The 24,364-nt window shown below is 61.3% G+C and carries 23 protein-coding genes, 2 tRNA genes and 1 pseudogene; 19 read left to right on the forward strand and 7 right to left on the reverse strand.

What is annotated here, in order from left to right; all coding sequences use genetic code 11:
• Positions 1-93: 93 nt before the first annotated feature.
• The gene (locus QU595_RS07145; protein WP_315920147.1) at positions 94-1,038 is read right to left on the reverse strand and encodes a DMT family transporter; all 945 of its coding nucleotides are present in this window, start codon (positions 1,036-1,038) and stop codon (positions 94-96) included.
• Positions 1,039-1,363: 325 nt separating this feature from the next.
• Here QU595_RS07145 and QU595_RS07150 point away from each other — a divergent pair, with 325 nt between their 5' ends.
• The 11 genes from QU595_RS07150 to QU595_RS07200 all read left to right on the forward strand — a co-directional run bounded on the left by QU595_RS07150 (position 1,364) and on the right by QU595_RS07200 (position 10,837).
• Positions 1,364-2,206, forward strand: coding sequence for an arginase family protein (locus tag QU595_RS07150; protein WP_315920148.1), 843 nt, complete (start codon positions 1,364-1,366; stop codon positions 2,204-2,206).
• Between the two features lie 267 nt (positions 2,207-2,473).
• Positions 2,474-3,646: a tyrosine-type recombinase/integrase gene (locus QU595_RS07155; protein ID WP_315920150.1), complete on the forward strand. Its 1,173-nt coding sequence runs from the start codon at positions 2,474-2,476 to the stop codon at positions 3,644-3,646.
• A gap of 145 nt (positions 3,647-3,791) precedes the next feature.
• Positions 3,792-4,013 carry a helix-turn-helix transcriptional regulator gene (locus tag QU595_RS07160; protein WP_315920152.1) on the forward strand — a complete coding sequence of 74 codons (222 nt, stop codon included), beginning with the start codon at positions 3,792-3,794 and terminating at the stop codon, positions 4,011-4,013.
• Between the two features lie 92 nt (positions 4,014-4,105).
• Positions 4,106-4,825, forward strand: a complete 720-nt coding sequence (locus QU595_RS07165; protein WP_315920153.1) for a toprim domain-containing protein — start codon at positions 4,106-4,108, stop codon at positions 4,823-4,825.
• Positions 4,822-5,988: an AAA family ATPase gene (locus tag QU595_RS07170; protein WP_315920154.1), complete on the forward strand. Its 1,167-nt coding sequence runs from the start codon at positions 4,822-4,824 to the stop codon at positions 5,986-5,988. The genes QU595_RS07165 and QU595_RS07170 overlap by 4 nt, the downstream gene beginning before the upstream one ends.
• Positions 5,989-6,107: 119 nt before the next feature.
• Entirely contained in the window at positions 6,108-6,392 is a 285-nt protein-coding gene (locus QU595_RS07175; RefSeq protein WP_315920155.1) for a hypothetical protein, read from the forward strand.
• Positions 6,393-6,827: 435 nt separating this feature from the next.
• Positions 6,828-7,736: a hypothetical protein gene (locus QU595_RS07180; RefSeq protein ID WP_315920156.1), complete on the forward strand. Its 909-nt coding sequence runs from the start codon at positions 6,828-6,830 to the stop codon at positions 7,734-7,736.
• A gap of 163 nt (positions 7,737-7,899) precedes the next feature.
• Positions 7,900-8,391 (forward strand): hypothetical protein, encoded by a 492-nt coding sequence (locus QU595_RS07185; RefSeq protein ID WP_315920158.1) that lies wholly within the window; start codon positions 7,900-7,902, stop codon positions 8,389-8,391.
• Positions 8,388-8,720, forward strand: coding sequence for a hypothetical protein (locus QU595_RS07190; protein ID WP_315920160.1), 333 nt, complete (start codon positions 8,388-8,390; stop codon positions 8,718-8,720). Before QU595_RS07185 ends, QU595_RS07190 begins: the two co-directional genes overlap by 4 nt.
• On the forward strand, positions 8,720-9,850 hold the full coding sequence (locus tag QU595_RS07195) for a phage major capsid protein (RefSeq protein WP_315920162.1): 1,131 nt from the start codon (positions 8,720-8,722) through the stop codon (positions 9,848-9,850). The genes QU595_RS07190 and QU595_RS07195 overlap by 1 nt, the downstream gene beginning before the upstream one ends.
• Positions 9,851-10,333: 483 nt before the next feature.
• A complete protein-coding gene (locus QU595_RS07200) occupies positions 10,334-10,837 on the forward strand; it encodes a DUF4760 domain-containing protein (RefSeq protein WP_315920163.1) in 504 nt (167 codons plus the stop codon).
• 893 nt (positions 10,838-11,730) lie between these two features.
• Here the strand turns inward: QU595_RS07200 and QU595_RS07205 are convergent.
• Both QU595_RS07205 and QU595_RS07210 read right to left on the reverse strand, forming a co-directional pair.
• A complete protein-coding gene (locus QU595_RS07205) occupies positions 11,731-12,168 on the reverse strand; it encodes a hypothetical protein (RefSeq protein ID WP_315920164.1) in 438 nt (145 codons plus the stop codon).
• Positions 12,169-12,315: 147 nt separating this feature from the next.
• Positions 12,316-12,390: transfer RNA gene (locus QU595_RS07210), tRNA-Asn, on the reverse strand.
• 258 nt (positions 12,391-12,648) lie between these two features.
• On the opposite strand from QU595_RS07210, the gene QU595_RS07215 reads away from it, so the two are divergent.
• The 5 genes from QU595_RS07215 (at position 12,649) to QU595_RS07235 (ending at position 16,520) form a co-directional block, all read left to right on the forward strand.
• Positions 12,649-12,918, forward strand: a complete 270-nt coding sequence (locus QU595_RS07215; protein WP_315920166.1) for a hypothetical protein — start codon at positions 12,649-12,651, stop codon at positions 12,916-12,918.
• Between the two features lie 123 nt (positions 12,919-13,041).
• Positions 13,042-13,115 (forward strand) — tRNA-Cys (locus QU595_RS07220).
• 82 nt (positions 13,116-13,197) lie between these two features.
• Positions 13,198-13,866, forward strand: coding sequence for a protein-L-isoaspartate O-methyltransferase (locus tag QU595_RS07225; protein ID WP_315920168.1), 669 nt, complete (start codon positions 13,198-13,200; stop codon positions 13,864-13,866).
• A gap of 176 nt (positions 13,867-14,042) precedes the next feature.
• Positions 14,043-15,425: a TolC family outer membrane protein gene (locus tag QU595_RS07230; protein ID WP_315920170.1), complete on the forward strand. Its 1,383-nt coding sequence runs from the start codon at positions 14,043-14,045 to the stop codon at positions 15,423-15,425.
• A 279-nt stretch (positions 15,426-15,704) separates the two neighbouring features.
• Entirely contained in the window at positions 15,705-16,520 is an 816-nt protein-coding gene (locus QU595_RS07235; RefSeq protein ID WP_315920171.1) for a PopZ family protein, read from the forward strand.
• A gap of 90 nt (positions 16,521-16,610) precedes the next feature.
• Here QU595_RS07235 and QU595_RS07240 read toward each other — a convergent pair whose 3' ends face one another.
• The 3 genes from QU595_RS07240 to QU595_RS07250 all read right to left on the reverse strand — a co-directional run bounded on the left by QU595_RS07240 (position 16,611) and on the right by QU595_RS07250 (position 21,573).
• Positions 16,611-17,423, reverse strand: a complete 813-nt coding sequence (locus tag QU595_RS07240; protein WP_315920173.1) for a DUF72 domain-containing protein — start codon at positions 17,421-17,423, stop codon at positions 16,611-16,613.
• A 381-nt stretch (positions 17,424-17,804) separates the two neighbouring features.
• Complete coding sequence (gene uvrA, locus QU595_RS07245; protein WP_315920174.1) at positions 17,805-20,729, reverse strand: excinuclease ABC subunit UvrA; 2,925 nt, start codon at positions 20,727-20,729, stop codon at positions 17,805-17,807.
• 184 nt (positions 20,730-20,913) lie between these two features.
• A complete protein-coding gene (locus tag QU595_RS07250; RefSeq protein ID WP_315920175.1) occupies positions 20,914-21,573 on the reverse strand; it encodes an alpha/beta hydrolase in 660 nt (219 codons plus the stop codon).
• 192 nt (positions 21,574-21,765) lie between these two features.
• On the opposite strand from QU595_RS07250, the pseudogene opgC reads away from it, so the two are divergent.
• Positions 21,766-21,894: pseudogene (opgC, locus tag QU595_RS30185) on the forward strand (OpgC domain-containing protein); the annotation flags it as partial.
• Between the two features lie 133 nt (positions 21,895-22,027).
• The gene (locus QU595_RS07260) at positions 22,028-22,894 is read left to right on the forward strand and encodes an OpgC family protein (RefSeq protein ID WP_315920178.1); all 867 of its coding nucleotides are present in this window, start codon (positions 22,028-22,030) and stop codon (positions 22,892-22,894) included.
• 475 nt (positions 22,895-23,369) lie between these two features.
• On the opposite strand, the gene QU595_RS07265 is transcribed toward QU595_RS07260, so the two are convergent.
• Positions 23,370-23,648: a hypothetical protein gene (locus tag QU595_RS07265; RefSeq protein ID WP_315920180.1), complete on the reverse strand. Its 279-nt coding sequence runs from the start codon at positions 23,646-23,648 to the stop codon at positions 23,370-23,372.
• Positions 23,649-23,828: 180 nt separating this feature from the next.
• Here QU595_RS07265 and ssb point away from each other — a divergent pair, with 180 nt between their 5' ends.
• Positions 23,829-24,332, forward strand: a complete 504-nt coding sequence (gene ssb, locus QU595_RS07270; RefSeq protein ID WP_315920181.1) for a single-stranded DNA-binding protein — start codon at positions 23,829-23,831, stop codon at positions 24,330-24,332.
• Positions 24,333-24,364 lie beyond the last annotated feature (32 nt).

Genomic DNA, 24,364 nt, shown 5'->3' on the forward strand with positions numbered 1-24,364 from the left:
CGGAACCCTCCAGATCTGTTGGAAACATGACAATCCAACCGGCATGGCGCCGATTGGTTCCTGCAGAGAAGTAGGAAAGTTCCTCGGACGGGGTCAGGCGTTCGCCGGCGCGACGGTATCGGATCGTGCGGCGCGCGGCCGTGCCAGCCAGATGCCGAACAGGATCGCGAGCCCGCCAAGTCCCTGCAACTGCGTGACCTCCTCGCCGAGGATGAGCCAGGCAAGGGCCGCGGCCGCCACCGCTTCGAGAAATATCACCAGCGAGGAGAACATGGAGGGCAGCGAGCCGAGCGCGAGGGAAAGCAGGCCCTGGCCGCCGGCATGGCTGATCGTGGCCAGGCAGAGCAGCACCAGCCAGCCCGTGGCGCTCGATGGAAACAGGCGCTGGCCATAGAACAGCTGGGCACCGATCGCCACGATGGCCAGCAGGGCCGCCGTGATCAGGCTCATGTGGAAAGTGATCGTTGCCGCTCCCTCGGTCCGGCGCGCCCATTCGACGGTCAGGAAATAGATGCCGAAGAACACGGCGGTAAGCTCGGCATAGAGGTCGCCGACCAGATGGCCGGGCGACAGCGCGAGCGATTGCCAGACCAGCGCGCCGCCGCCGGCGAGGCAGAGGAGCAGGCCGACGATCGTCATCGGCGCGACGCGGCGGCCAAGCGCGACCCAGCCGATCAGGCCGACCCAGACCGGAGCGGTGGTTGCGAAGAAGGTGGAATTCGCAATGCTGGTGTTGAGGATGGCGAGATGCCAGAAGAACAGGTCTCCCGCGAAGGCCAGGCCGGTCGCGACGACGGCCGGCGAGAAGCGTCTTGCCGGCCTGCCGCTCCCCAGCCGCTTCTGCTCGATCCGCATCCAGGCGTAGAGCACGGGCAGCGCAAGGAATACGCGGTAGAATGCGCTCGCGAAGGGACCGACGTCCGACAGCCGCACGAAGATCGGCGAAATGCCCATGGCGAGCGCGCCGCCGAGAAGGGCGGCGAAAGCCGGCCAGAAGGCCCGGTTCGCGGGGTGTGAATCCTCGATGGAGACGGCCATTACCGATATGTCCTTGCAGAAAGCATGCGGCCGGCGGCGCCGGGCGAACCTCCACTATGCCGAATGAGGCTCCGGCTCAACCTCGACTTGCGTCGGAAGATTCGCTGACCGCGACCGGGCCGCCGTCTGTTGCCGATTCCGTCCGGCCGTTGCCGAAATCACAGCCCCGACGAGCCGCGCCTGCGTTGACAGCGCCTGTCGCGCGCCCTTAGCTGCGCCGATGAACAGCATCGACACCGGCTTCCTCGTCCCCCGCGCGAAGACATTCCTGGGAATACCGGCTGCCGAAGTGCCTCCCGCAAGGTCCGCGGCCATTTTTGGAGCGGTGCACGGCACGCCCTATGGCCCCTTGGACGGCGACGGTGCTGCGGAGAGCGGGCCGGATGCAGTGCGGCGTGCTATCACGGCGGCGTCGGTGCATATCGATCACTGGGATTTCGATTTCGGCGGACCGCTCCTGAACGGCGGGGCGCTGCAAGCCTTTGACCTTGGAAACGTTGCGACCGCGCCCGACGACGGCGCCGGCAATCGGCGCAGGATCGAAGCCGTCACCCGTGGCATCCTGTCGGCCGGGGCCGTCCCCATTTTGGTTGGAGGCGACGATTCGGTTGCCGTTCCGTTCATGAAAGCCTTCGAAGGAGGCGAGAGCCTGCATGTCCTGCAGGTCGACGCGCATATCGATTGGCGCGACGAGATCGCGGGCGAGCGTTTCGGCTATTCCAGCACCATGCGGCGCGCTTCCGAGCTCGGCTGCACCGCATCCATGACCCAGGTCGGCATACGCGCCGTCGGCAGCGCCCGGCGGCAGGAGGTCGAGACAGCACTTGCTTGGGGCTCGCGGATCGTGACCGTCGCCGATGTGCGCCGGGAAGGAATCGTTACCGTGGCAGACACGATTCCCGCCGACCTGCCGCTGCTCATCCACATCGATTGCGACGCGATCGATCCGGGCGTCTGCCCCGGCGTGAATGCGTTGTCGCCTGGCGGGCTGGCTTTCCATGAGATGACGGCGCTGCTCGAGGCCGCGATGCGCAAGCGGCGGTTGGCCGGCTTCTCCATCGTGGAGTTTCAGCCCAAGGCCGACGTGAACGACATGAGCGCGACCGTCGTCGGCCGGCTGGTGTGCCATGTTCTGGGCCATCTCGCGCGGCAAACCCGCACCGCTTGAATTCACGGAGAGCCGGACGAATTTGAAGAACGCCTTGCCGGGCGATCTCCGAAACTGGCAAAACTTTGGAATAAATGGCTCCCCGGGCCGGATATTTTTTAACGTCCATGACGTTTCATAACGTTCACCATATTGCCTGTAACTGACTGAAAATAAACATTCCTCTTGTCCATTTCGTCCATAGTGTCTACAGCTAGCGCATTACTCAATAGCGGGGAAAAAGCGGGGAAAGACACGATGGGGAGCCATACTCGGAACGTCCTGACAGTGAAGTCTATCGCGGCCAGCAAGGCAAGGAAGTTGCGCGACGGTGGCGGCCTGTGGCTGGTGACGAAAGGGCAGGGGAGGTACTGGATTCTGGACTATCGCCATGGCGGCAAGCGTCGCGAAATGGGCATCGGGCCGCTGCATACCATCGGGCTTGCCGAAGCGCGCCAGAAGGCCGAGGCCGCGCGGCAGCTATTGCGGCAGGGTATTGACCCTATCGAGCACCGCGCCGTCGAGACAATCGAAGTTGCGCGCCTCGCTGCTAATGTGAAGACGTTCGGCCAATACGCTGATGACTATATTGACGCTGCGGTGAAGGCTGGCAGGTGGCGGGGTGCAAAGACGGAGGCGCGTTGGCGCAACATGCTGACGAACCATGCCGCTCCGATGCGGGATAAAGCGCTGGACGCGATCGACGTTACGCAGGTGCTTTCCGTCCTTCGGCCGCTATGGGGCGAAAAGCAAGAGACGGCTGAGAAACTGCGCGAATCCATCGAGCGCGTGCTTGACTCGGCGCGTGTCGAAGGGCTGCGCAGCGGCGAGAATCCTGCCGCGTGGAAAGGCAATCTGGAGCACGTCCTGCACAAGCCCGACGCGCTGTCCCGCACAACTCACCATGCTGCCATGCCTCATTCCGCGGTTGCCGATTTCATGAAGAAGCTGGCCGCTGTCGACGGCATCGGGGCGAGGGCGCTGGAGTTTACCATCTTGACGGCCTGCCGTAGCGGCGAAGCGCGCGGGGCAACTTGGGACGAAGTTGATCTAGATAGCGCCGTTTGGACAATTCCCGCCGGCAGGATGAAGGGTGGCAAACAACATCGTGTACCGCTTTCGGGCGCTGCCTTGGCCGTCCTCGCCGACATGAAGGCGAAGCGCCTCAATGACATTGTATTTCCCGGCATTCGCGACAAGAAACCCCTTTCGGATATGTCTCTCGCGAAGGCGTTGAAATCGGCTGGCGGCGGTGACTTCACCGTGCATGGGTTTAGATCGACGTTCCGCGACTGGGCAACGGAGATCGCTCAGTCGCCGCGGGAGATTGCAGAGGCGGCCCTATCCCATGCGGTTGGCGATGCCGTCGAGCGCAGCTATGCGCGTTCTGACGCCTTGGAGCGGAGGAGGGCGCTTATGTCGGATTGGGCTGCCTATTGTGCCAAGAGCACAAAGACATAGGGCCAGCCGAATAATATGGTTGGCATTTTCGACCAAGCGGCCTATATCTAACATACCTGTATCTATCATACAGGCACAATTCCCCTTTTGGGGATAATGTCAATGTTTTCGCAGAATCGCCAAAAGGTGTCAAGCGAAAAATTCAATGGAGGGAAATTTGTTGATTGCCGATAACGACAACGGGCCGACGCTTGTAAGCCTCAACGAGGCCGCGCGCATGACTTCACTAAGCCGCAGCATGTTGAACCGGTACAGGGAACAGGGCCGTTTCCCGGTCGCTGTTTCGCTTGGTGAAAGGCGCATTGCTTTTGTGCGAACCGAAGTCGCCGAATGGATATCCGAGCGCATTGCAGCGAGGGCCGCATGAACCTCCGAGAAGCTGCCGTCGCCTTGGGCGGCGAAGTTTCCGGCCGTTCAATACGCTGTCCGGGGCCTGGCCATTCCCGACGCGACCGTTCGATGGAAGTCACCTTCAATAGCGACGGCAGTTTCGTTGTCCGCAGCTATGCCGGCGACGATTTTCGGGACTGCCGGGACCAGGTGAAGGCGGTGCTTGGGCTATCGGATGATAAGCCGCGCCCGACACGGCCGGTTGCGCCCGTTATCGACATCGGCGTACTGCGCAAGAAGGCGACAGCGGCCGACATATGGGCGCGCAGCGTGCCGATAGCTGGCACTTTGGCCGAACGATACTTGGCAAGCCGCGGCTTGTCCTATGATGGCGATGCGCTCCGCTACCATGCCGGCATCCGGGCGATGGTTGCGCAGATAACGGATGCCGTGACGGGTGAACCGATGGGCGTGCACCGCACGTTCCTCGACCCCGATGGCAACCGCACCGAAAAGAAGATGCTGGGGCCGGCAGGCGGCGGTGTTGTACGGCTCACCGACGACGCTGACGTTGAGTACGGCCTGGCCATCGCCGAGGGTATCGAAACCGCCTTGGCGGCGCCGTTTCGGCCCGCGTGGGCTTGCCTGTCGGCGGGCAACCTTGCGCGCTTTCCTGTGCTTGGCGGCATCGGGGCGCTGACGATTTTTGCCGATAACGACAAGAGCGGAACGGGAGAACGGGACGCCTTCACCTGCGCGGAGCGATGGCACGCATCGGGCAGGGAAGTTGAAATCAGGATGCCGGCGGAAGTCGGCAAAGACTATGCAGATTTGAGGGAGGCCGCATGAGCGCCGCTGAGAAGACATGGAAGTTTGAGCCGGGCCAGGATGCACCGAAGCGCGAAGCGGCAAATGATAATGCGCCGCCGTTCCAGTTGATGGACTATGCCGAATACAAGGCTAGCCGCAGCTACGACACCACGCAGATGGTTATCTTCGGGCTGGTTCGCGTCGGCACGCTTATCTCCATCAATGCCAGGCCGTCGAAGGGCAAGACTGGCTTGGCCGTCCTGATAGCGGATTTGCTATCGAGCGCGTCGCGCTTCCTTGGCCGCGAGACGATGTCCTGCAACGTTGTTTATATACCCGTAGAGGACGGCAATGACGTCGCCAACCGTCTTCACGCGATAGAGTCCAAGGCGATTAAGATTGCTGTGTTTGAGGGCGGTTTTTCTCTTGGCGGCAACTGGAAGGCTTCCGTCGAGAGTGCGCGCAAACTCCTTCAGCATATGAAGGAGGCGCACGCGGACAGGGTGCCGGTTATCATTGTCGATACACTCCGCGCTGCGCTGGAAGGGCAATCTGTGCTGGATGACCGCCACACATCGCCTCCGCTGAACGCCTTGCGCGGATTGGCAGAAGATGAAGGCGCCGTCATCGTCATCCTGAATCACACTAACCGTGACAATCCGAAGAACACCAAGGGCGAAACCTTGGAGTCTCTCGTCGCGATGGAGTTCCTGCTTATCGAGGATGAGAAGGCAGGCGATGGCTCCCTGCAATTGTGGGTGGGAAAGAACCGCAACGGCAAGGCGCACTTCCTCATGGCGAATGTTCGCTTCACGTCGAAGGCGAATGATGATGGCTCCGAAGCGGCGGTAATCGAATCCATCACGGAAGCCAGCGCCGACGCGGCTGTGAAGGCCGAAGCCGTGCGCATGAAGGGCGACAAGAAAATTCTTTTCAGCATTGTACAAACGGCAATCATGGAATCTGAGCGCCACCACATGCCGTTCGGCGTCGACGGGCCGCGCGTCAAGATAGTTGCCGTCGAGGACGTTCGGCCGAAGTTCTATGAGCGGAAGGAAGGAAATCAACACGCCAAGAAGACGGCTTTTGGCCGAAATCTCGATTACCTCCTTAAAGACGAATACCTCGTCCGAGGTGAAATAGGCGCGAACAAAGAAGCCGTAATCTGGCTTGCCAACCGCCAACACGAGAAAGTCGACTGAGGCCGTCACAAAGCACAGATACTATATATCTGTGACGCTGTGCCGGTCACAAAATACCGGCACAAAGGCACAAACATATAGTCCCTGTGACGCTGTGACGGCTCCGACAGGAGTCTGATATGCGCAAAGCACTGAACGGCATTCTTGCCGAGGCAATCACCTTAGCGCGGGCAGAGCGTGAGCGGCGTTGGGCGGCCGGCAAGGTTGGCCAACTGGCGTATGGCACGCGTCCATATCGCGAATGGGCGGAGAAGGTCGCACCGAGAATTACCGACGACGACTTCGAGGATCTTGTCTTCGCGGTTGATGAAGCGGTGCCGGATTTTCCCGGCGACGTTATCCGGTTCTTCGAGCGGGCCTTTGAGGGCTTGCGACTGAAGGGCGGGGCGCTGGTTGTGCCATGATGGGGCGGGCCTATCCAGAAGTGTCCAGCCATCCACCTAGGACCGGCGCCCACAGGCAGACAAACGTGCGTGCAAAATGGGAGAACTTTTGTCCTTCATTTTGGCCATACGAAAAAGCGGCTAGGGGCGCCGGTCCCACGCCCAGGCGTTGTCACTTTTGAGGCACCCATAGGGCCTATCGCAAGTCTAGCCTCGCCGCCCGGTAATACCCGCGTTCCACGCATTCGCAACTAAATCTCGATTCTTTGAATGTTTTGGAGAGATTCATGAATAGAATTAATAGCTTAGCGGAAAACGAAGATAGCGTCGTTTTGGATGCCTCCGGCCGCCCTGCATGCCATGACGGTGCGCATCGCGGCAGGCGACTTAGCTGGCGCGAATTTTACGCCCTACGCCCCGATTTGCGGCCTGACAATGACAATGCGAAGGGCGCTCATGCAGCCAATTCTTGATCTCACAGGCCGCCCGGCCGGCTATTTCGGCGCCACGTTGGGCAAGCGGATAAGCTGGCAGGCGTTTGCCCAGCTTACGGATAGGCCAATTCCGCCCGGCGCGTATATTCGGCCGAAGATAAACAGGCCGCGGCCCGAACCGCGTCCGCAACCCTCATATTGGCTTGGCCGCGAGCGTCGTTTCCCGCGCCGCTACACCGACCACACAAGGTTCTGGAAGGGCTGGCCGTCGAAGGCCGCAGAGGCCGCCAGCAGGCCGCTACAGGCACTCCTGCGCCCATTGTCGGCTACCAGCTTTGCACGCACCGCGCTCGCGGCTGTGGCCGTGCCAGATGCCCTTGTGAAGGCGCCCGCCGCAAGGCGGAATCCGCTTGCCGAGGAGCACACCGCGGGCCGCATCAGCGGAAGGCACATCAATGCCGCCGATTGGTTTGCGACGGACATTCACGCGACGGCCAGCGCTCGGGCTTCAGGCGTGCGTATGCGCACATCTTCTGGCGCAATGGTGCCGTGCGGAAGTCGGGATCCTTTGGCGCTGTGGCCGGCGGAGGCTGCGGCGGATACGGCTATCCGGCTTCGCCACAGATTCCGCACGCTCGGCCCGCTCGCGCGAATTGTCTGGCGGGCATTGAACGGCGCCGACATGGCCGAGCTTGCGCCGGCATGGCAGTTTCCACAACGTCACAAAGCCGAGGCTGGGCGCATCCGATTGCGCGCCGGACTCGAATTGTGCGCCAGGATGGCAGAGCGTGACGTCGACAGGCTGCCTTTGTGGGAGGTGCTGGAGGTGACGCGCGCTGCGTGTGCCGAATGCACGAGGCTCGAAGCAACGCGAAGGATGCGCGTGTTGATTCCGGCGAATGACAATATTCCGCAACGCATCGCCGCTTGATTTCGTTAATGTTTCTGGCTTCGCGCAAGGGGTGATGCCAGTTTTTGCTACTATACCATTATAGGAAGGCAGTTAGCTCAAATCCTGCATTCCTTCACTGGGCCGCCTCTCTTTTTGGGAGGCGGCTCTTTTTTATTCATCTTGCAAAATCATGGAGGCAGCCGTGAGACTTTCGGACTGCATTGAAATTCTTGCGCGCCGCTGCGGTGTGAATCGCGGCCGCACGGCTGCAATCGCAAACCGGTTGCAACATGCGGGAATGTTGCCGTTGGCGGACGCCAAACGCACGCCGCCAGAACTGACGCCCGACGACGCCGCGCTGCTACTCATAGCGATATTGGCCGAGCAGGGCGTGGGTGATGCTGCAGCCCGTGCAGCCGAATATGCGGCCAAGACAAGCCCGGAGGGCTACCGGCTCGGTGAAACTATAACGGCCATTATGCGCGGACAAATCCCGCCAGGCAGCTTCATCGTGCGCGAGGGCGGCGTGTCGGCGACCGTGAACGGCGAACATGTCGTATTTGGCGCACCAGCGGAAGACGGTTTTGGCCGGTTTCTAACCACTGCAACTTGCGCGGCAATCGTCGCGGAATGGAACGGCGCACCGCCGCATCGGGCGGACGTCGTACGTCAACTTGAAAGGATTTTAACGTGACAGATAACGACGCGCTCGCAGCATTGGCTGGCGCAATCGAGGCCCGTGAGGCCGAACCGCCGCTTGCTGAAACCGGAACGGTGGCGATGCATCCGCAGCGTTTCGTTTCCGCGCTTGTAGCGGGCGGCGAATTCGAGATTGCCGCGAAGGCGGCAAACGCCGTCCGACTTGCGGGCCGGTCGGCAAATATCCCTGCCAACGTCGAGGCAATCGCTACTCGACAGCGCGCGGAGGCCGGCGCCGAGACGTTTCGGCGCATCAACAAAACCAATGCAACCAATCATCCGCTGCCGGCATGGATCCGCAGCGAACTCGGAGTTACCTATTAATGTCTACTGATCTTATGGCCGCCGTCGAGCGCGTCGGCACACAGTTTCGCACCACCGCCGACGAACTTTCTACCCGTATCGGCGAACTTGAAAAGCGCGCCGCACGTAGCGAAGGCGGCAACTATCTCGTCGCTGCGAATGACAACCCGGTTTGTGCTGCACTGCTGGCGAACCGCGATTTCGGCAAGTTCGACGTCGAGTCGCGCCGCCACCAGCGTATTGAGCTTCAGGGCGGCCTTTCGGAGGCGATGGCGTCGATCACCTCCGCGCCGGCTACGGTTGGCAACAATACATCGCCAGGCACCAGTTTGGTTCCCGCGCATCGTCTGCCGGGTATCGTCTACGCGCCAGAGCGTGAGCTTACGCTTCGCGATTTGATGGCGTCAGGCACCACCATCAGCAGCGCCATCGAATGGGCCGAGGAGACGACCTTCACGAATGGCGCCGCGCCGCAGACGGAAGGCGAGACGAAAGGTTCTTCCGACCTGAAATTCGAGCTTCGTTCGGCCCGCGTGCAGACGCTCGCTCACACCTTCACGGCCTCGAAACAGATCGTCGACGACGCGCCAGCATTGGCCGCTTACATTGGCAACCGCGGCGTGGCGGGCCTGAAGCGCGTTGAGGAAGCGCAGCTGCTTTCGGGCAATGGAACCAACCCGAATCTGCACGGTGTCATTCCGCAGTCTACGGCGTTCAACACCGCGCTTGTGAAGGCGAGCGACGGCTCGGACCCGTATGCGCGTTTGAGGCGTGCTATCCAGCAGGTACGACTGACGGAGCGCCGCGCAAACGGTATCCTTCTGCATCCTAATGTGGTTGCCGACATGGATCTTCTGCGGCGTGACGATAGCGGCCAATACTGGTTTGCTCCCGATGCCGGCGCTTCCGGTGTCGCGTGGCGCTTGCCGATTGTGCAGTCTACCATCATCGACGAAGACGAGTTTATCGTTGCGGATTGGACGGCTGCGCAGGTGTTTGATCGCCAGCAGGCTACTGTGGAAATCAGTTCCGAGCACGCTGATTATTTCGCCCGCAACCTCATCATGCTGCGCATCGAGGAACGCCTCGCGCTTGCGGTTTATGAACCGACTGCGTTTGTCCACGGCGAGTTTGCCGCGGTAAGCGGTTAAGCAGTTAGGCCGGCTGGGTTGAGTGGACGGCAAGCCCTGTCGTCAGGTGCAGGCAGCGCCTCGCCGGCCTTTCTCCTTCTGTCGCTCCTGCACCACGGGCAGCCCGGCGGTGGTTCCCCTTGTCTTAGGACATGCACCGCCGGGACAGTTTCACGGCCAGTGCCTTCGGGCATCGGCCTTTTCGTTTCAAAAACAGGATGGCAAGCAATGCCCTATGGGCGAATTACAAAATGGTTTGACGATCGCGGTTTTGGTTTCATCAGCGACGATCAGCAGCCAAAATCGCGCGGATAAGGGTGGTGCGATGAGCTATGCCTAGCGGAGGGAGGTTGAATCTTAAGGGCGTGCTGCTTATTTTCAGGGTACGCGCTGGTAGGTTCGAATCGAAAAGGCATTGCCTTTTGGAGAAATTTCAACGAATATCCAGCAATCTCATTTTAGGAGGCTGAAATGAAGAGAGAAGGTTTCGGAGGATAAGGGCGAATGCCTGAAGAGGTCGCGGCCTCTGCCTCATATGTACACTGGATTGGCCCCTTGCTCCAAGCGGGGGCCATTTTAGTATCTGCGGGTGGCGTCGCCTTAATGATACAATGGAATCGCGCGATAGCACGCCAGCGCGCGATTCTTGATCTGATAGTTAAGGAACAAACTGACAGCGATATGATCGCTGCCCGCAAAGATTTTGTAAACTTGAAGAAAGACGGCAATCTTCTGCAATGGGCGGATGAGGCGAGCCGTTCCGGTGAACAAGCCACCACAATTCGCTTCATTCTTAATATGTATGAAGTCGTGGCTATTGGGATAAAGAAATCCGCCTACGACGAGGCCATTTATAGGGACTATTGCCGTACTACGGTAGTCCTAGATTGGATCGCCGTTAAGGAATTTGTCTCTGAATATCAGCTCCGATATGGGCATAAGATATTCGCGGAATTCGAGTTAATGGCAAAGCGTTGGGCCACTGACAAAGAGCGCCCCAATTTGTAACTAATTTTGCTTCTAGCGAACATCCCTTGCGCATAACGCAAACCCTATGCGTCGAACTGCCTGGGGCTTTTAATATATGTGCGCGGCACGCTTGAGCGTCTTTGAATGCGCGGGCACGCAAGAGTCTACGCAATTACAGCGCGGGCGCAGCGCAACTAAACGCACAAGACAGCGCGCACTTAAGCGCAACAACACAAGCGCACATAAGATAACAATAGCGCGCATGGCTAAGCGCATTACGGATAAGAGATTAAGCGCACTTGCGGTAATTACGGCGTGGCAATAATTGGCAAGCGCACAAGCATAAAAAGTACGTTATCTGCAAACTAAGCGTTGACAACTGAGTTGACTAAGTGCGATAACTGCAATGCACATTAAGCGATTTGCACCTATACATTGACTCCGCGAGGGAATCGATGTATAAACCCTCTTGTGAACAGCAGGAGGAAAGCACATGCGCGTGCAAAATCATGACAAGGCAGAGTGTGTAAAAGTCGAAGCTACCGACTCGCGGCTCGCTTATCTTGCGCGGCGTCGGGCGAGCGCTAGCCAGGTTCGCATTGATCTTTGCGAGGTGTCGGTATGACTGCTCTTGCAAAGCCCGCCACCAAATCCATGAAACGAAAAGGGCAGCCGTGCCTGTGCGCGGCGGGTTTGGGTGAGCGTAACACTGAGGGCGTGCCATGCAGGATGCGCGACAACATTAAGGGGCGTTCCGCAATACGCGCCATCTTCGATGGCGAAGGCCGCTGGCTAGTCCACTGGCGCGAGAAGGATGGCAAGGAATGGGTCGGAACTTATCGGTTGATGCCGTGCTAGACGGCGTGCGTCGCGGCTAGTACCGCGGCCCCGCTTCCGAAAGGAGGCGGGGTTTTCTCGCCACCGGGGCTACGTCAGGTGTTCAGCACACTCAAGGCGCTTTGTGCGGCTACTAAAAATAAAACAAGGGAAACAATAGCTAAGATTGGCGAGATTATGAACGTAGCGTTGACACCAAAGGAAAGCCTTTTGGACGGTTTGAATTCCTTGCCATTGAGGTAAGAGTCAATGACTTTCCAGTGCGAGATCGCGGCCAAGGTGAAGTTGATCCAGGCGAGGCCACCAGTGAAAAGGGCCGCGATAACACCATAGATCAGCCAAGTTCCAGACGCCTGAAAAAGCTTAGCAGATGAACTTCCAGCCTGCGAAATTAGCAGCAGGGCGCCCAAGTGGACAGTTAGAAGCGACGCTAAGACCCACTTTCCATAGTCGAATTGCTTCTGCTGGGCGGCAAGCGCCAATTCCTTTCTCAGGTTGATGGCCCACTCAGTCGCACTAGCAGAATCTGTCATAATCTCACCCGCTCGTTCCCCTTGGGCACAAACATGCCTTACAGACGATGGCACGGCAACGGCCACTAAAAGCGGGGAGGGGAAGCGGGGAAACCGCTTTAGTAAAAGCTAATTTTGCAAGGAAAACAATATTTTAGACAAGCAAAATGGCTCCCCGGGCCGGATTCGAACCAGCGACCAACCGGTTAACAGCCGGTTGCTCTACCGCTGAGCTACCGGGGAACGGATGCTTCTCAAGCGAACGGCGCTGCCTATAGCAAACACTTTTCGGGTTTGCAAAGAAGCATTTCGCCTTTTTGCCGGTTTTTGCAGAAAGCGGGTCTGGCAATTGCAAAAAGCAGGCATCATATGGGGTCTGCATCGCCGGCTGGCGGGACTACTGAGGCGACCGGGCGTCGCGAAGGGCTGGGAGTCCGCGAGCATGGAACCGCGAGCGGCCGAGGGGAGGCGATCCTTTGGACCAATGAGTCGGACCGAGGCATGACGACGGAAAGCGATACAACCGGCCCCCCTGCGCAACGCAAGATTTCCATTTTCGGACGGGAGTTCCCGATGCCGCGCTCGCGCCGGCTGCGAATCACCATGGGTGGCGTGCTGGTGGTGCTCGGGTTTTTCGGGTTTTTGCCGATACTCGGCTTCTGGATGATTCCCCTCGGGCTGCTGGTGCTCTCCTATGAGATCGCCTGGGTGCGCCGGCATCGGCGGCGTTTCGTCGTGTGGTGGGAGCGCCGGCGCCGGCCGCAAGCGTAGTTTCGGCGTTTTCCGGACGCTTGCTGCGTCCTTTCACCATAAACCGTCTGCAAGTGACGACTGGCGCTTGACGGCATTTTGCCCGCAACCTATTGAAGCGCTCGGAACGCCGGGAGCATTCGAGGCCTCGTGGCGGAGTGGTTACGCAGAGGACTGCAAATCCTTGCACCCCGGTTCGATTCCGGGCGAGGCCTCCAACATCCCAGAACTGGCGCTGGTGCCGGTGGTTCCTGATCAAGGATGGGCGCCGGCTGGCGCCACGAGCGGGACTGTTGGGATATGGATGCTGATTTCGCTGCGCAGCGGGTCAAGATGGTGGACGGCCAGATCCGGACCGTCGATGTCACCAGCGCGCCCTTGCTGGCGGCGCTGCTCACCGTGCCGCGCGAGCGTTTCACCCCGGCGGATGTGCGCGATCTCGCCTATATCGACGAGGACATCCGCGTCGCGGACGGTGCGCACGGTCCGCGCTATCTGATGGAGCCGGCGTCCCTGGCCAGGCTCATTCAACTCGCGCAGGTCGACACGCAGGACAACGTGCTCGATATCGGCTGCGCCACGGGCTACAGCGCCGCCGTCCTGTCCAGGCTGGCTCGTTCCGTCGTGGGGCTGGAAGCTGATTCTGCCCTCGCGGACGTCGCGCGTTCGGTGATTCCCCAGCTTGGATATGACAATGTGGAGGTCGTGACCGGCCCGATGAATGCCGGTTACGCGGCGAAAGCGCCCTACGATGTGATTCTCATCGAGGGCAGCGTCGACGAGGTCCCCGAAGCATTGCTTGTGCAATTGCGTGAAGGCGGAAGGCTGGTGGCGGTCGAAGGCCGGGGCAATGCCGGCATAGCCCGTCTGTTTTTGAAGACTAATGGTGTTGCGACCGGCCGGCGTGCATTTAATGCGGCAATAAAGCCACTACCGGGATTCGAACGCGCGCGCGCCTTTGAATTCTGAGCGTTTTTTCCTTGCGGCCGACGCCTTGTCATGTTGGCTATTGCATTTGAATAATATTGTCGGGCGGGTCGGCTGGGGGCTTTACCCGACAATAGGGAACTTGAGAACGCCTTGAAGTCTGCCATGTTCGAGCGGACGCCACGGCGCGGTTCCCATGAACGGATGAGGGATCTGTTGTGCAGTCTGTGAACAAAAGCCTCCTTGCCGCCCTGTTTGTAACCGTGGCGGCGTTTCATACCGGCCCGGTTTCGGCCGAAACTATCCAGGGGGCCCTGGCCAAGGCCTACAAGAACAATTCCACCGTCAATGCAGCCCGCGCCGGCGTCCGCGTTACCGACGAGAGCGTCGCCATCGCCAAGTCCGGCTATCGCCCGACCATCGCCGGCTCTGCCAGCATCGACTATTCGGTTACCAAGCAGAACGGCACGACCCGCCTCACGCAGGGCAATTTCGGCGTTCAGATCAACCAGACCCTGTTCGACGGCTTTCAAACCAAGAACAACGTCGCGGCAGCCGAGGCGAATGTGTTCGCCTCGCAGGAAAGCCTGCGCAACTCGGAAGAAAACACGCTCTTCACGGCGGCCCAGGCCTATATGAACGTCATACACGACCGGCAGGTCGCCAAGCTGACGGAACAGAATCTCAAATTCCTGACCGAGCAGGCACGCGCCGCCCGTTCGCGCTTCGAAGTGGGCGAGGGCACCCGCACCGACGTCGCACAGGCCGACGCTTCGCGCTCGGGCGCCATTGCGCAGCTCAGCGCGGCGCGCGCCCAGGCCAAGGCCAGCGAGGCCACCTATCACCAGATCGTCGGCGAGGAGCCCGGCACGCTGAAAGCGGCCTCTCCGCTTGCGAAGCTCCTGCCGTCGAGCCTTGATTCCGCCTTCGCCATCGCCCAGAACGAGCATCCGGCGATTTTGGCCACGCAGCATCTGGTCGATGCCGCCGGCTTCACCGTCAAGTCCGCGGAAGGCGCCTTGCTGCCGCAGGTGACGGCCTCGGCCGGCGTCTCGCAGCAATACGGCTCCGCTTCCGGCGTCGGCGCCGACCGGCTCAATACCGGTGATTCGACCTCGGCGAACATCGGCGCGACGCTGACCATTCCGATCTATTCCGGTGGCCGCACTTCGGCGCAGATCCGCCAGTCGAAGGAACAGCTCGGCCAGGCGCGCATCCAGGTTGACGTCAGCCGCGACCAGGTCCGTAACGCCGTCGCGGCGGCCTGGACGTCCTACACGGCGGCGCGCGAAGGCGTCGACGCAAACCGCGCGCTGGTCTCGGCAGCGCAGCTCGCGCTCAATGGCGTCATCGAGGAGCGCAATGTCGGCCAGCGCACCACGCTGGACGTGCTCAACGCCCAGAACGACGTGGTCAACGCGCAGATCAACCTTGCGAGTTCCGAGCGCGACGTGGTGCTGGCCAGCTACGCGATTCTCCAGGCCATGGGCCGCCTGTCCACGGACAGACTTGGGCTGCGCGTGGCGAAGTACCAGCCGCAGGAGCACTACAACGCCGTCAAGGACAAGTGGTACGGCTTGCGCACGCCAGACGGCCGCTGATCTTTTCGGATGATCATGTCATGCAAAGCCCGGGCGGTCTCGTCCGGGCTTTTTGCTGTCGCCGCATGCGCACGACCTCAAGTGCTATAATGTTGTTTCTCCTTGCTTTTCCGGGCCCGGAACGGCGATCCGACTTTCAATCCTGTTGAAATCCCGAAGCGCCCGAGATTGGGGATTCTCGGATGACTCCGGGTCGGATACGCTTTTGCCAATGATTCGATGGCGACTTGCCGCCCGAATCGAGAGCTGCAACGGGTCACAAGGGTGGCGGATGTGACGATGGCCACGGCGAGCACTGCACAACGCGAACCTTCGATGGAGGAGATTCTGGCCTCCATCAGGAGGATCATCGAAGACAGCGATACCGGGCGCCGCCCGCCCATCGACATCGACGGGCCGACGCAGGATGGCGAGCTGGAACAGGAGAGCGAGTCGGCCGCTCCCGAAATCGCTGCATTCCGCGCTGAGTTTCGCGGCGAGCCGCAGGTCGTAAAGCCGGTCACGCTCTCCGAGGTTCAGGCCCGAATCGATTCGGAGAAGCAGCCCGTCACGGAGGCTGCGGAGACGGGATCGCGTCCTATGATGACCCTGGCCGAAGTGGGGGCTCGCGTGACGGGCGAGGGCGGTTCGAAGCCGGTCCCTTCAAACCTGTCCGCTATCGGTTCGTCGCCGGACCGGGGCGCGGACGCGACCACCGACGTCGATGCGGCGAAAACCGAAACCGTTTCGCCGGAGTTTTCGGGAATTTCGCATAAGGCGCAAGCGACGCCGCGGGAGACCGAAACGGCGGCACCGGACGTTGTCGCGGGTGCTTCTGATGTGACGAAGCAGCCCGAGGCTGCGCATCCCGAGCCTGCGGGCCTGGAAAAGCAGCCGGCAAAGCCCGCTCTCGTTTCGGAGCAGACCAGCCGCCAGGTGGCGGCGGCCTTCGGGGAACTGTCCGAAGCGTTCGCCAACCGCAGCCGCAAGAGCTTCGACGAGATGGCAGAGGAGATGCTGCGGCCGATGTTGCAGGATTGGCTCGACAACAACCTGCCGACATTGGTCGAACGACTTGTGCGCGAGGAAATCGAACGGGTCGCGCGCGGGACATGAGATGACGGGTGAAGTGGCCGGAAACGGTTGATCGCCCTTCAATCCTTGCCTCTGCGGGCCCGATTGTTGCCTTGCAGGCCCCGTGACCCCTCAAGCCTTTGAATTGACGCGTCGCATCAGCGCCATTGCGCCGAAAGGCGCGCGCACCTTGCCCTCGGTGATGAAATAGACGAACACGTCACGCGGCTCGACCGGCGCTTCGGTGGCGGGATCGGCGCGCGGCAGGTCGGCGGGCGTTTTGCCTTCCGCCCATGTTCCGGCGCGCTCGGCCCATTGGTCCAGTGCGCGGTCGGTGTAGCAATCGGGGTTCTCGTCCTTGCCCGTCTGCAGGCGCGCATAGACGAAGTCCGAGGTCACATCCGCGATCGCCGGATAGGTGGCGTGATCGGCATAGACGATCGCGGCGTTGTATTCGCGCGCCAGAGCCACGAATTCCGGCACGACGAACGTGGGATTGCGCACCTCGAGCGCGTGGCGAAGCCTCACGCCATCCTGTTTTTCGGGCAGTAGTTTCAGGAAACCCTCGAAATCCCCGGCATCGAACTTCTTGGTCGGCGCGAACTGCCACAGGATCGGCCCGAGCTTTTCGCCAAGGGCGGCCACCCCGGATTCGAGAAAGCGCATCATCGATTCGCCGGCTTCGGCCAGGACCCGTCGATTGGTGATGAAGCGGTTGCCCTTCAGCGAAAACACGAAGTCGTCCGGCGATTCCGCGGCCCATTTCACGAAGGTCGGCTCCTTGAAGCTGGAATAATAGGTGCCGTTGACCTCTATGGTCGGGACCTGCCTCGATGCGAAGTGCAGCTGCTTGGCCTTGGCGAGCTTGTCGGGATAAAAGGCCTTGTCCCACGGCTCGAAGGTCCAGCCGCCCATGCCTGCGCGGATTCTACCTGCCTTGCCCATGCCTTTCCTCCGTGTCGACCTACGTTATGCCTGAAGCGGCCGCTCTTGCCAGCTTGGCGGGCCGGCAGCTTCGGAAAACAGTCAAAACACGCCTTCGGTGTTCCCGCCATCCGAAACCGGAATTCCGCTCAACTCTCCTGCCAAAAGCGGACGCGTGCAGATGTCGCGGGCACGGCAACCGCCAGCCCCCCCCAAATGGGGTATGTGCTCTCAACCGAGATGGCTTATGGCTGGAAACGAAGATCCTGCGATCTCCCGGTTCTTTGGCTCGGGGGCAGCACGCGGTGCCAACGGCCGCGTTGCGGCCATACGCTGGGGGTAGGGCGGGCGAGCCGAAAGGTTCGTCTGCCCTTTTTTGTTGCCGGCACTGAAGACCAGTTGCTACTCGGCCGCTTCCTGCTCGCGTTTCGGCCGGCGTTCCAGCAATTCCTTCAGGAACTGGCCGGTGTAGCTGCGCGGCTCGGCTGCGATGTCTTCCGGCGTCCCGGACGCGACGAGTTCGCCGCCGCCGTCGCCGCCCTCGGGGCCAAGGTCGAGTATCCAGTCGGCGGTCTTGATGACCTCCAGATTGTGCTCGATGACGACCACCGTGTTGCCTTGCTCGACCAGTTCATGCAGCACTTCGAGCAGCTTGGCGACGTCATGGAAATGCAGGCCGGTCGTCGGTTCGTCGAGAATGTACAGCGTCTTGCCGGTCGCCTTGCGCGACAGTTCCTTGGCGAGCTTGATGCGCTGCGCCTCGCCGCCCGAAAGCGTGGTGGCCTGCTGGCCGATATGAATGTAGCCGAGGCCGACCTGCTTCAGCGTTTCCAGCTTGTCGCGCACGGCCGGCACTGCCGAGAAGAACTCGACGCCTTCCTCCACCGTCATGTCGAGCACGTCGGCGATGGATTTGCCCTTGAACGTGACGTCCAGCGTCTCGCGATTGTAGCGCTTGCCGTGGCAGACGTCGCAGGTGACGTAGACATCGGGCAGGAAATGCATCTCGATCTTGATGACGCCGTCGCCTTGGCACGCCTCGCAGCGTCCGCCCTTGACGTTGAAGGAGAAGCGGCCGGGCTGGTAGCCGCGCGCCTTGGCCTCCGGCAGCCCGGCGAACCAGTCGCGGATTGGCGTGAAGGCGCCGGTATAGGTGGCGGGATTGGAGCGCGGCGTGCGACCGATCGGCGACTGGTCGATGTCGATCACCTTGTCGAGAAACTCGAGCCCCTCGATGCGGTCGTGCTCGGCCGGGTGCTCGCGCGAACCCATGATGCGCCGTGACGCGGCCTTGAACAGCGTCTCGATCAGGAAGGTGGACTTGCCGCCCCCGGAAACGCCGGTCACGCAGGTGAAGGTGCCGAGCGGAATCTCCGCCGTCACGTTCTTCAGATTGTTGCCGCGCGCGCCGACCACCTTGATGCGCTTGCCCTTCTTGCCGGCGCGGCGTTCGGAAGGAGCCGCGATCTGCAACTCGCCGGACAGATACTTGCCGGTGATGGAAGCCGGATTGGCCATGATCTCGGCCGGGATTCCCTGTGCGATCACGCGCCCGCCATGGATGCCGGCGGCCGGCCCGATATCCACCACATAGTCGGCGTGGAGGATCGCGTCCTCGTCGTGTTCGACCACGATCACCGTATTGCCGAGGTCCCGCAGGTGCTTGAGCGTATCGAGCAGGCGGGCGTTGTCGCGCTGGTGCAGGCCGATGGAGGGCTCGTCCAGCACATAGAGCACGCCGGTCAGCCCCGAGCCGATCTGCGAGGCCAGGCGAATGCGCTGGCTCTCGCCGCCCGACAGCGTTCCCGAGTTGCGCGCCAGCGTCAGATAATCGAGGCCGACATCGTTGAGGAAGCGCAGACGTTCGCGGATCTCCTTGAGGATGCGCACCGCGATCTCGTTCTGCTTCTCGTTGAGCTGCGCGGGCAATGCCTCGAACCAGGCGTTGGCCTTGCGGATCGACTGTTCCGTCACCTCGCCGATATGCTTGCCGCCGATCTTCACCGCCAGCGCTTCGGGCTTGAGGCGATAGCCATTGCAGGCGGGGCAGGGCGTGGCCGACATGAAGCGCTCGATCTCCTCGCGCATCCAGGCCGATTCCGTCTCCTTCCAGCGCCGCTCGAGGTTCGGGATCACGCCCTCGAAGGTCTTGGTCGTCTTGTAGGAGCGCAAGCCGTCATCGTAGTTGAACGTGATCTCGCGTTCGCCGGTACCGTAAAGCACGGCCTTCTGCGCTTCTGCCGAAAGGTCCTTGAACTTGTCGCCGAGCTGGAAGCCGTAGACCTTGCCAAGGGCTTCCAGCGTCTGCGAATAATAGGGCGAGGTCGATTTTGCCCATGGGCTTACCGCGCCGTTGCGCAGCGAGACGTTGTCGTCCGGCACGATCAGGCTGGCATCGATGGCGCGCTGGCTGCCCAGGCCGTCGCAAGTCGGGCAGGCGCCGAACGGATTGTTGAACGAGAACAGCCGCGGCTCGATCTCCGGAATGGTGAAGCCCGACACCGGACAGGCGAACTTTTCCGAGAACAGGATGCGTTCATGCGTGTCGTTGGCCGACTTGTTGGCCGCGCCGCCTTCCGCCGTTTCCTCGGGCGGAAGCGGCCGGTCGGCGAATTCGGCCACCACCAGGCCCTCGGCCAGCTTGAGCGAGGTTTCCATGGAATCGGCGAGACGGGTCGCCAGGTCCGGACGCACGACGATACGGTCCACGACGACATCGATGTCGTGCTTGTACTTCTTGTCCAGCGCCGGCACGTCGGCGATTTCGTAGAAGGTGCCGTCCACCTTCACGCGCTGGAAACCCTTCTTCTGCAGTTCGACCAGTTCCTTGCGGTACTCGCCCTTGCGGCCGCGCACCAGGGGCGCAAGGATGTAGAGGCGGGTGCCTTCGTCCAGCGCCAGCACGCGGTCGACCATCTGGCTCACCGTCTGGCTCTCGATCGGCAGCCCGGTCGCCGGCGAATAGGGCACGCCCACGCGCGCGAACAGAAGGCGCATGTAGTCGTAGATCTCGGTGACGGTGCCCACCGTCGAGCGCGGATTGCGCGACGTCGTCTTCTGCTCGATCGAGATGGCCGGCGACAGGCCGTCGATCTGATCGACGTCCGGCTTCTGCATCATTTCGAGGAATTGCCGCGCATAGGCCGACAGGCTCTCGACATAACGCCGCTGGCCTTCCGCATAGATGGTGTCGAAGGCAAGCGACGACTTGCCCGATCCGGACAGGCCGGTCATCACGATCAGGGAATCGCGCGGAAGGTCGAGATCGACGTTCTTGAGGTTGTGCTCGCGCGCGCCGCGAATGGAAATGAATTTGTGGTCGGCCATAGCCGGTCCGCCGCCTCAGAAGTGGAATTTCGGATTGGCGGGGCATCCCCGGCCGCTCCACATATAGGTGTTTTTACCGCCGCGTCGAGAAACGCACGTCCAGCGGTTTAACCGCCTTTTTCATGGCCCGGCAAGCGAAAAGAACAAAGGCTGAACGCACTCCTGACAACTGCAAGCGCAGGGACTAGGCGGACACACGGTCGTTTTCGAGAGCTCTGCTTCGGCACCATTTACGCGCCAGTTCGATATCATCTTCTCCGAACATATGTCCGGCCGGCACCGAGCAGACTGCCACGGCGGCGCCGCGACGCTCCAGCAGCCGGGCAAGCTTCGGCGTGAAACGGCCATAGGTCTGGTCGTCTTCTCCCGCGACAATCAGGGCTTCGGCCCCCGACAGGTCGGGCCTGGGCGGCCAGAACAGCACAGGCATGCAGCGGAGCAGGATGGCGCGCCGAACCAGCCCGGGATGCAGCAGCATCAGCGCATGGACCAGGTTTCCGCCGTTCGAATAGCCAAGAAAGACCGTGCTTCGCAGGTCGAGGATGCCGTCACGGGAAAGGTCGCGAAGAAAGCCGGCAAAGGCCGCCGCCTCGCTGCGGATGCTGGATTGGACGAACCTCGTCGGCGTGACTTTCCGGAACCAGCGCCGTTCGCCGTTCTGGTCGATCCTGCCCCTGGGGGCGATCACGCCGGCATTCGGCATTATGGCCTGGGCCAGCGGCAGCATCGACATCTCGTCGGCGCCCGATCCATGCAGGGCGACGATGGTGGGAGCATCATCGGCGCCCTTGGCCACGCGCTGGTAGGCGAACGGCGCTGTCGTCACCAACTGGCTTTCGGTCATTTGCTCTCCATCTTGTGATGCCTTTTGCGTTCGGCATATCGCCGCACACCGAATGCCGGCGGCGGTGCGAATGCAATTTCGCCGCTATCTCTGTTCAAAAGATGCTCGAATCGAACGACACGAGACTTTCATCCTGCTGTTATGTGGGCGTCACACAATGCGGCCCGCAAACCAATTCATGCGGCCGCCTCCATGGAAAAACGAAGAGACACCCGGATCGACGTCCTGCGGGCCCTGGCACTGCTGACGATCTTCATCGACCACATACCGGGCACGGTCTACGAGCGGTTCACGATCCGCAATTTCGGCTTCGCGGACGCCGCGGAGGCTTTCGTGCTGATTTCCGGCGCGGCGGTCGGCCTCGCCTATGTTCCCAAATTTTCGCCCGGGCCAGCGTTTTTTGACCGCCTGGAAGATGTGGAGGCGCGCGGGGACCCTGTACTGCGCGCATATCATGACGACGGTGGCCACCCTGACCATATTCTGCGGCGCCGCCATCCTGACCAAGAACACGATATTCCTCCAGCAGAACAACATTCCCGCCCTGATCGACGATTCCGCCGAGGCTTTCGTCGGCGTGGGGCTGCTCGGCCACCAGCTGGGCTACAACAACATCCTGTCCATGTATGCGGTGCTGCTGTTGTTCGCGCCGCTCATGGTCTGGTGCCTGAACCGCAGCCTGCGATGGACCCTCGTCGGCTCTTTCCTGGTCTGGCTCGTTGCCGGCATCTGGCAGCTCGCGCCGATAAACTATCCCACGGGCGGCTTCTGGTTTCTCAATCCGCTGTCCTGGCAGTTCCTGTTCGTCATCGGCATTGCCGGCATGATGCATGTGCGAGCCGGCGGCCGCCTGCCGGCAAATCCTGTGCTGACCTGGCTTTCGGTGCTCTATCTGGTCTGGGCGTTCCTGTGGATACGCTCGCCCTTGTGGGGGCAGGTGAGCTGGTTCGGCCTGCCGACCGTGCTCGGCGGGTTCGACAAGACGTTCCTGTCCCTGTCCCGCTTGCTCGACATACTGGCGCTGGCCTATCTGGTGACGTCGGTGCCGGCGATCGCCAACCTGCTGAGGGTCGCGCCGACCAACGCGCTTGCGATCCTCGGCAAGCATTCCCTGCCGGTTTTCGTGTCCGGCACGATCATCGCGATGCTCGCGCAGGTGCTCAAGCTGCAATACGCCGCGACGCCGATGCGCGATTTCCTGCTTGTCGCGACAGGCGTCTGCGCGCAGTTCGTCATTGCATATTTCCTGGAATGGCAGGCGTCGATGAGCAAGCGGCAGGGGGTTCCCTCCGGCCGGTTCGCGCCTTCCCGGAGCGCCTGACGCGCTGCCGGCGATCACATTTTGCCCTTTGTGGCCAGGCAAAGGTTGACGTCGGCACGGGGCGGGAGCAGACTTCAGATGTCCCCGGAACCGGTCGCCCGAGGGCGATCGCCGAGCCGATTAGGCGGCTTGCGAGGCGCCGCAGGCCAACGAATGAGAGTTCCGGATGGCAAAAGGAGCAATGGACAGAGGAGCGGAGGCATGACCCCACCGGACAGTCCCAATAGGCTCCACCATGTTGTGGAGCCGCGGCTGGTATAGGCGCCAGTTCGCCTTTGGCTTACCGGCAAACCGTCCTGCCGTATCCCCTACAATCAGAGACTGCAGTCGGATCATCGGCGGAATGCCGAGGCGCATCCGAAACCAGAAGCCGGTAAAACCCTCCCGGCAAAAATGGTTAGATTGATCATCAGGCCCCGGCCGGTTTGCTTGACGCAGCGGCGGGGCCAACTCTTTTACGGCCGGTGCGGCGGCTTCAACGCTTGGGAGAGCCGAGCGATCCGGCACCCACGTCGACGATCACGGAACCGGAAACGCGGACATCCATGTTGCCGATACGGAACCGATTGCCCGTCGCTGCGTCGGGCTCGTCCGGCTCCGGGAGTGGCTTTACTATGCGGTAGCTGCCGTCGACGCCGGGAAGCGACCCGGACGAACGAGGCTGCTGGCTATTTCCCGCAAAAGCGACGCCGGGAGCGCTGGCGATGATGATTGCCGCGATGCAGCCTTTGGAGGGCAAGATCTTCCATGTCATTGGCCGAACATACAGCCGCCCACGCCATGCGGCCAGCCTTCTTGACAGCCCTGTCGGTGCGGGATTAGAACATAAAGAGAACGAAAATAGTGGGGAAAGAGCCGTTTGCATGCGGGCGCGCCGCGCCCGAGCCCTATATGGTGCGGCAGATATGGTTTCGGACGAGCGCGGAGAAGCGTCATGGCTGGTAGCGTCAACAAGGTTATTCTGGTCGGCAATCTGGGGGCGGACCCGGAGATCCGCCGGCTGAATTCCGGCGACCCGGTCGTCAACATCCGCGTGGCCACCTCGGAAACTTGGCGCGACAAGAATTCCGGCGAGCGCAAGGAAAAGACCGAGTGGCACAATGTCGTGATCTTCAACGACAATCTGGCCAAGGTCGCCGAGCAGTACCTGAAGAAGGGCATGAAGGTCTATGTCGAGGGCCAGCTCCAGACCCGCAAGTGGCAGGACCAGAACGGCCAGGACCGCTACACCACCGAGATCGTGCTGCAGAAATTCCGTGGCGAGCTTCAGATGCTCGATGCGCGCGGACAGGGCGAGGGCGGTCAGGTCGGCTATTCGGGCGGACGTGACAGCTTCGGCCAATCCGGCACGAGCGACTATGGACGCGGCGGCGGCAACCGTGGCAGCGCGGGCGGCGGTGGCGCGTCGCGCGAACTGGACGACGAGATCCCGTTCTGATCCGGGCTGGGACGCCGTTTGTGCGGACGCGT

This window comes from Mesorhizobium sp. SP-1A (assembly GCF_032460275.1).
Lineage (GTDB): Bacteria > Pseudomonadota > Alphaproteobacteria > Rhizobiales > Rhizobiaceae > Mesorhizobium.

Bases quoted from the DNA above. Each gene is read 5' to 3' on its own strand.
- QU595_RS07160 (WP_315920152.1), top strand. From the start codon at position 3,792: ATGGAGGGAAATTTGTTGATTGCCGATAACGACAACGGGCCGACGCTT.
- QU595_RS07215 (WP_315920166.1), top strand. From the start codon at position 12,649: ATGACGACGGAAAGCGATACAACCGGCCCCCCTGCGCAACGCAAGATT.
- QU595_RS07260 (WP_315920178.1), top strand. From the start codon at position 22,028: ATGACGACGGTGGCCACCCTGACCATATTCTGCGGCGCCGCCATCCTG.
- QU595_RS07180 (WP_315920156.1), top strand. From the start codon at position 6,828: ATGCAGCCAATTCTTGATCTCACAGGCCGCCCGGCCGGCTATTTCGGC.
- QU595_RS07165 (WP_315920153.1), top strand. From the start codon at position 4,106: ATGGAAGTCACCTTCAATAGCGACGGCAGTTTCGTTGTCCGCAGCTAT.
- QU595_RS07175 (WP_315920155.1), top strand. From the start codon at position 6,108: ATGCGCAAAGCACTGAACGGCATTCTTGCCGAGGCAATCACCTTAGCG.
- QU595_RS07235 (WP_315920171.1), top strand. From the start codon at position 15,705: ATGGCCACGGCGAGCACTGCACAACGCGAACCTTCGATGGAGGAGATT.
- QU595_RS07205 (WP_315920164.1), bottom strand. From the start codon at position 12,168: ATGACAGATTCTGCTAGTGCGACTGAGTGGGCCATCAACCTGAGAAAG.
- ssb (WP_315920181.1), top strand. From the start codon at position 23,829: ATGGCTGGTAGCGTCAACAAGGTTATTCTGGTCGGCAATCTGGGGGCG.
- QU595_RS07265 (WP_315920180.1), bottom strand. From the start codon at position 23,648: ATGACATGGAAGATCTTGCCCTCCAAAGGCTGCATCGCGGCAATCATC.
- QU595_RS07145 (WP_315920147.1), bottom strand. From the start codon at position 1,038: ATGGCCGTCTCCATCGAGGATTCACACCCCGCGAACCGGGCCTTCTGG.
- QU595_RS07250 (WP_315920175.1), bottom strand. From the start codon at position 21,573: ATGACCGAAAGCCAGTTGGTGACGACAGCGCCGTTCGCCTACCAGCGC.
- QU595_RS07195 (WP_315920162.1), top strand. From the start codon at position 8,720: ATGTCTACTGATCTTATGGCCGCCGTCGAGCGCGTCGGCACACAGTTT.
- uvrA (WP_315920174.1), bottom strand. From the start codon at position 20,729: ATGGCCGACCACAAATTCATTTCCATTCGCGGCGCGCGCGAGCACAAC.
- QU595_RS07200 (WP_315920163.1), top strand. From the start codon at position 10,334: ATGCCTGAAGAGGTCGCGGCCTCTGCCTCATATGTACACTGGATTGGC.
- QU595_RS07170 (WP_315920154.1), top strand. From the start codon at position 4,822: ATGAGCGCCGCTGAGAAGACATGGAAGTTTGAGCCGGGCCAGGATGCA.
- QU595_RS07225 (WP_315920168.1), top strand. From the start codon at position 13,198: ATGGATGCTGATTTCGCTGCGCAGCGGGTCAAGATGGTGGACGGCCAG.
- QU595_RS07240 (WP_315920173.1), bottom strand. From the start codon at position 17,423: ATGGGCAAGGCAGGTAGAATCCGCGCAGGCATGGGCGGCTGGACCTTC.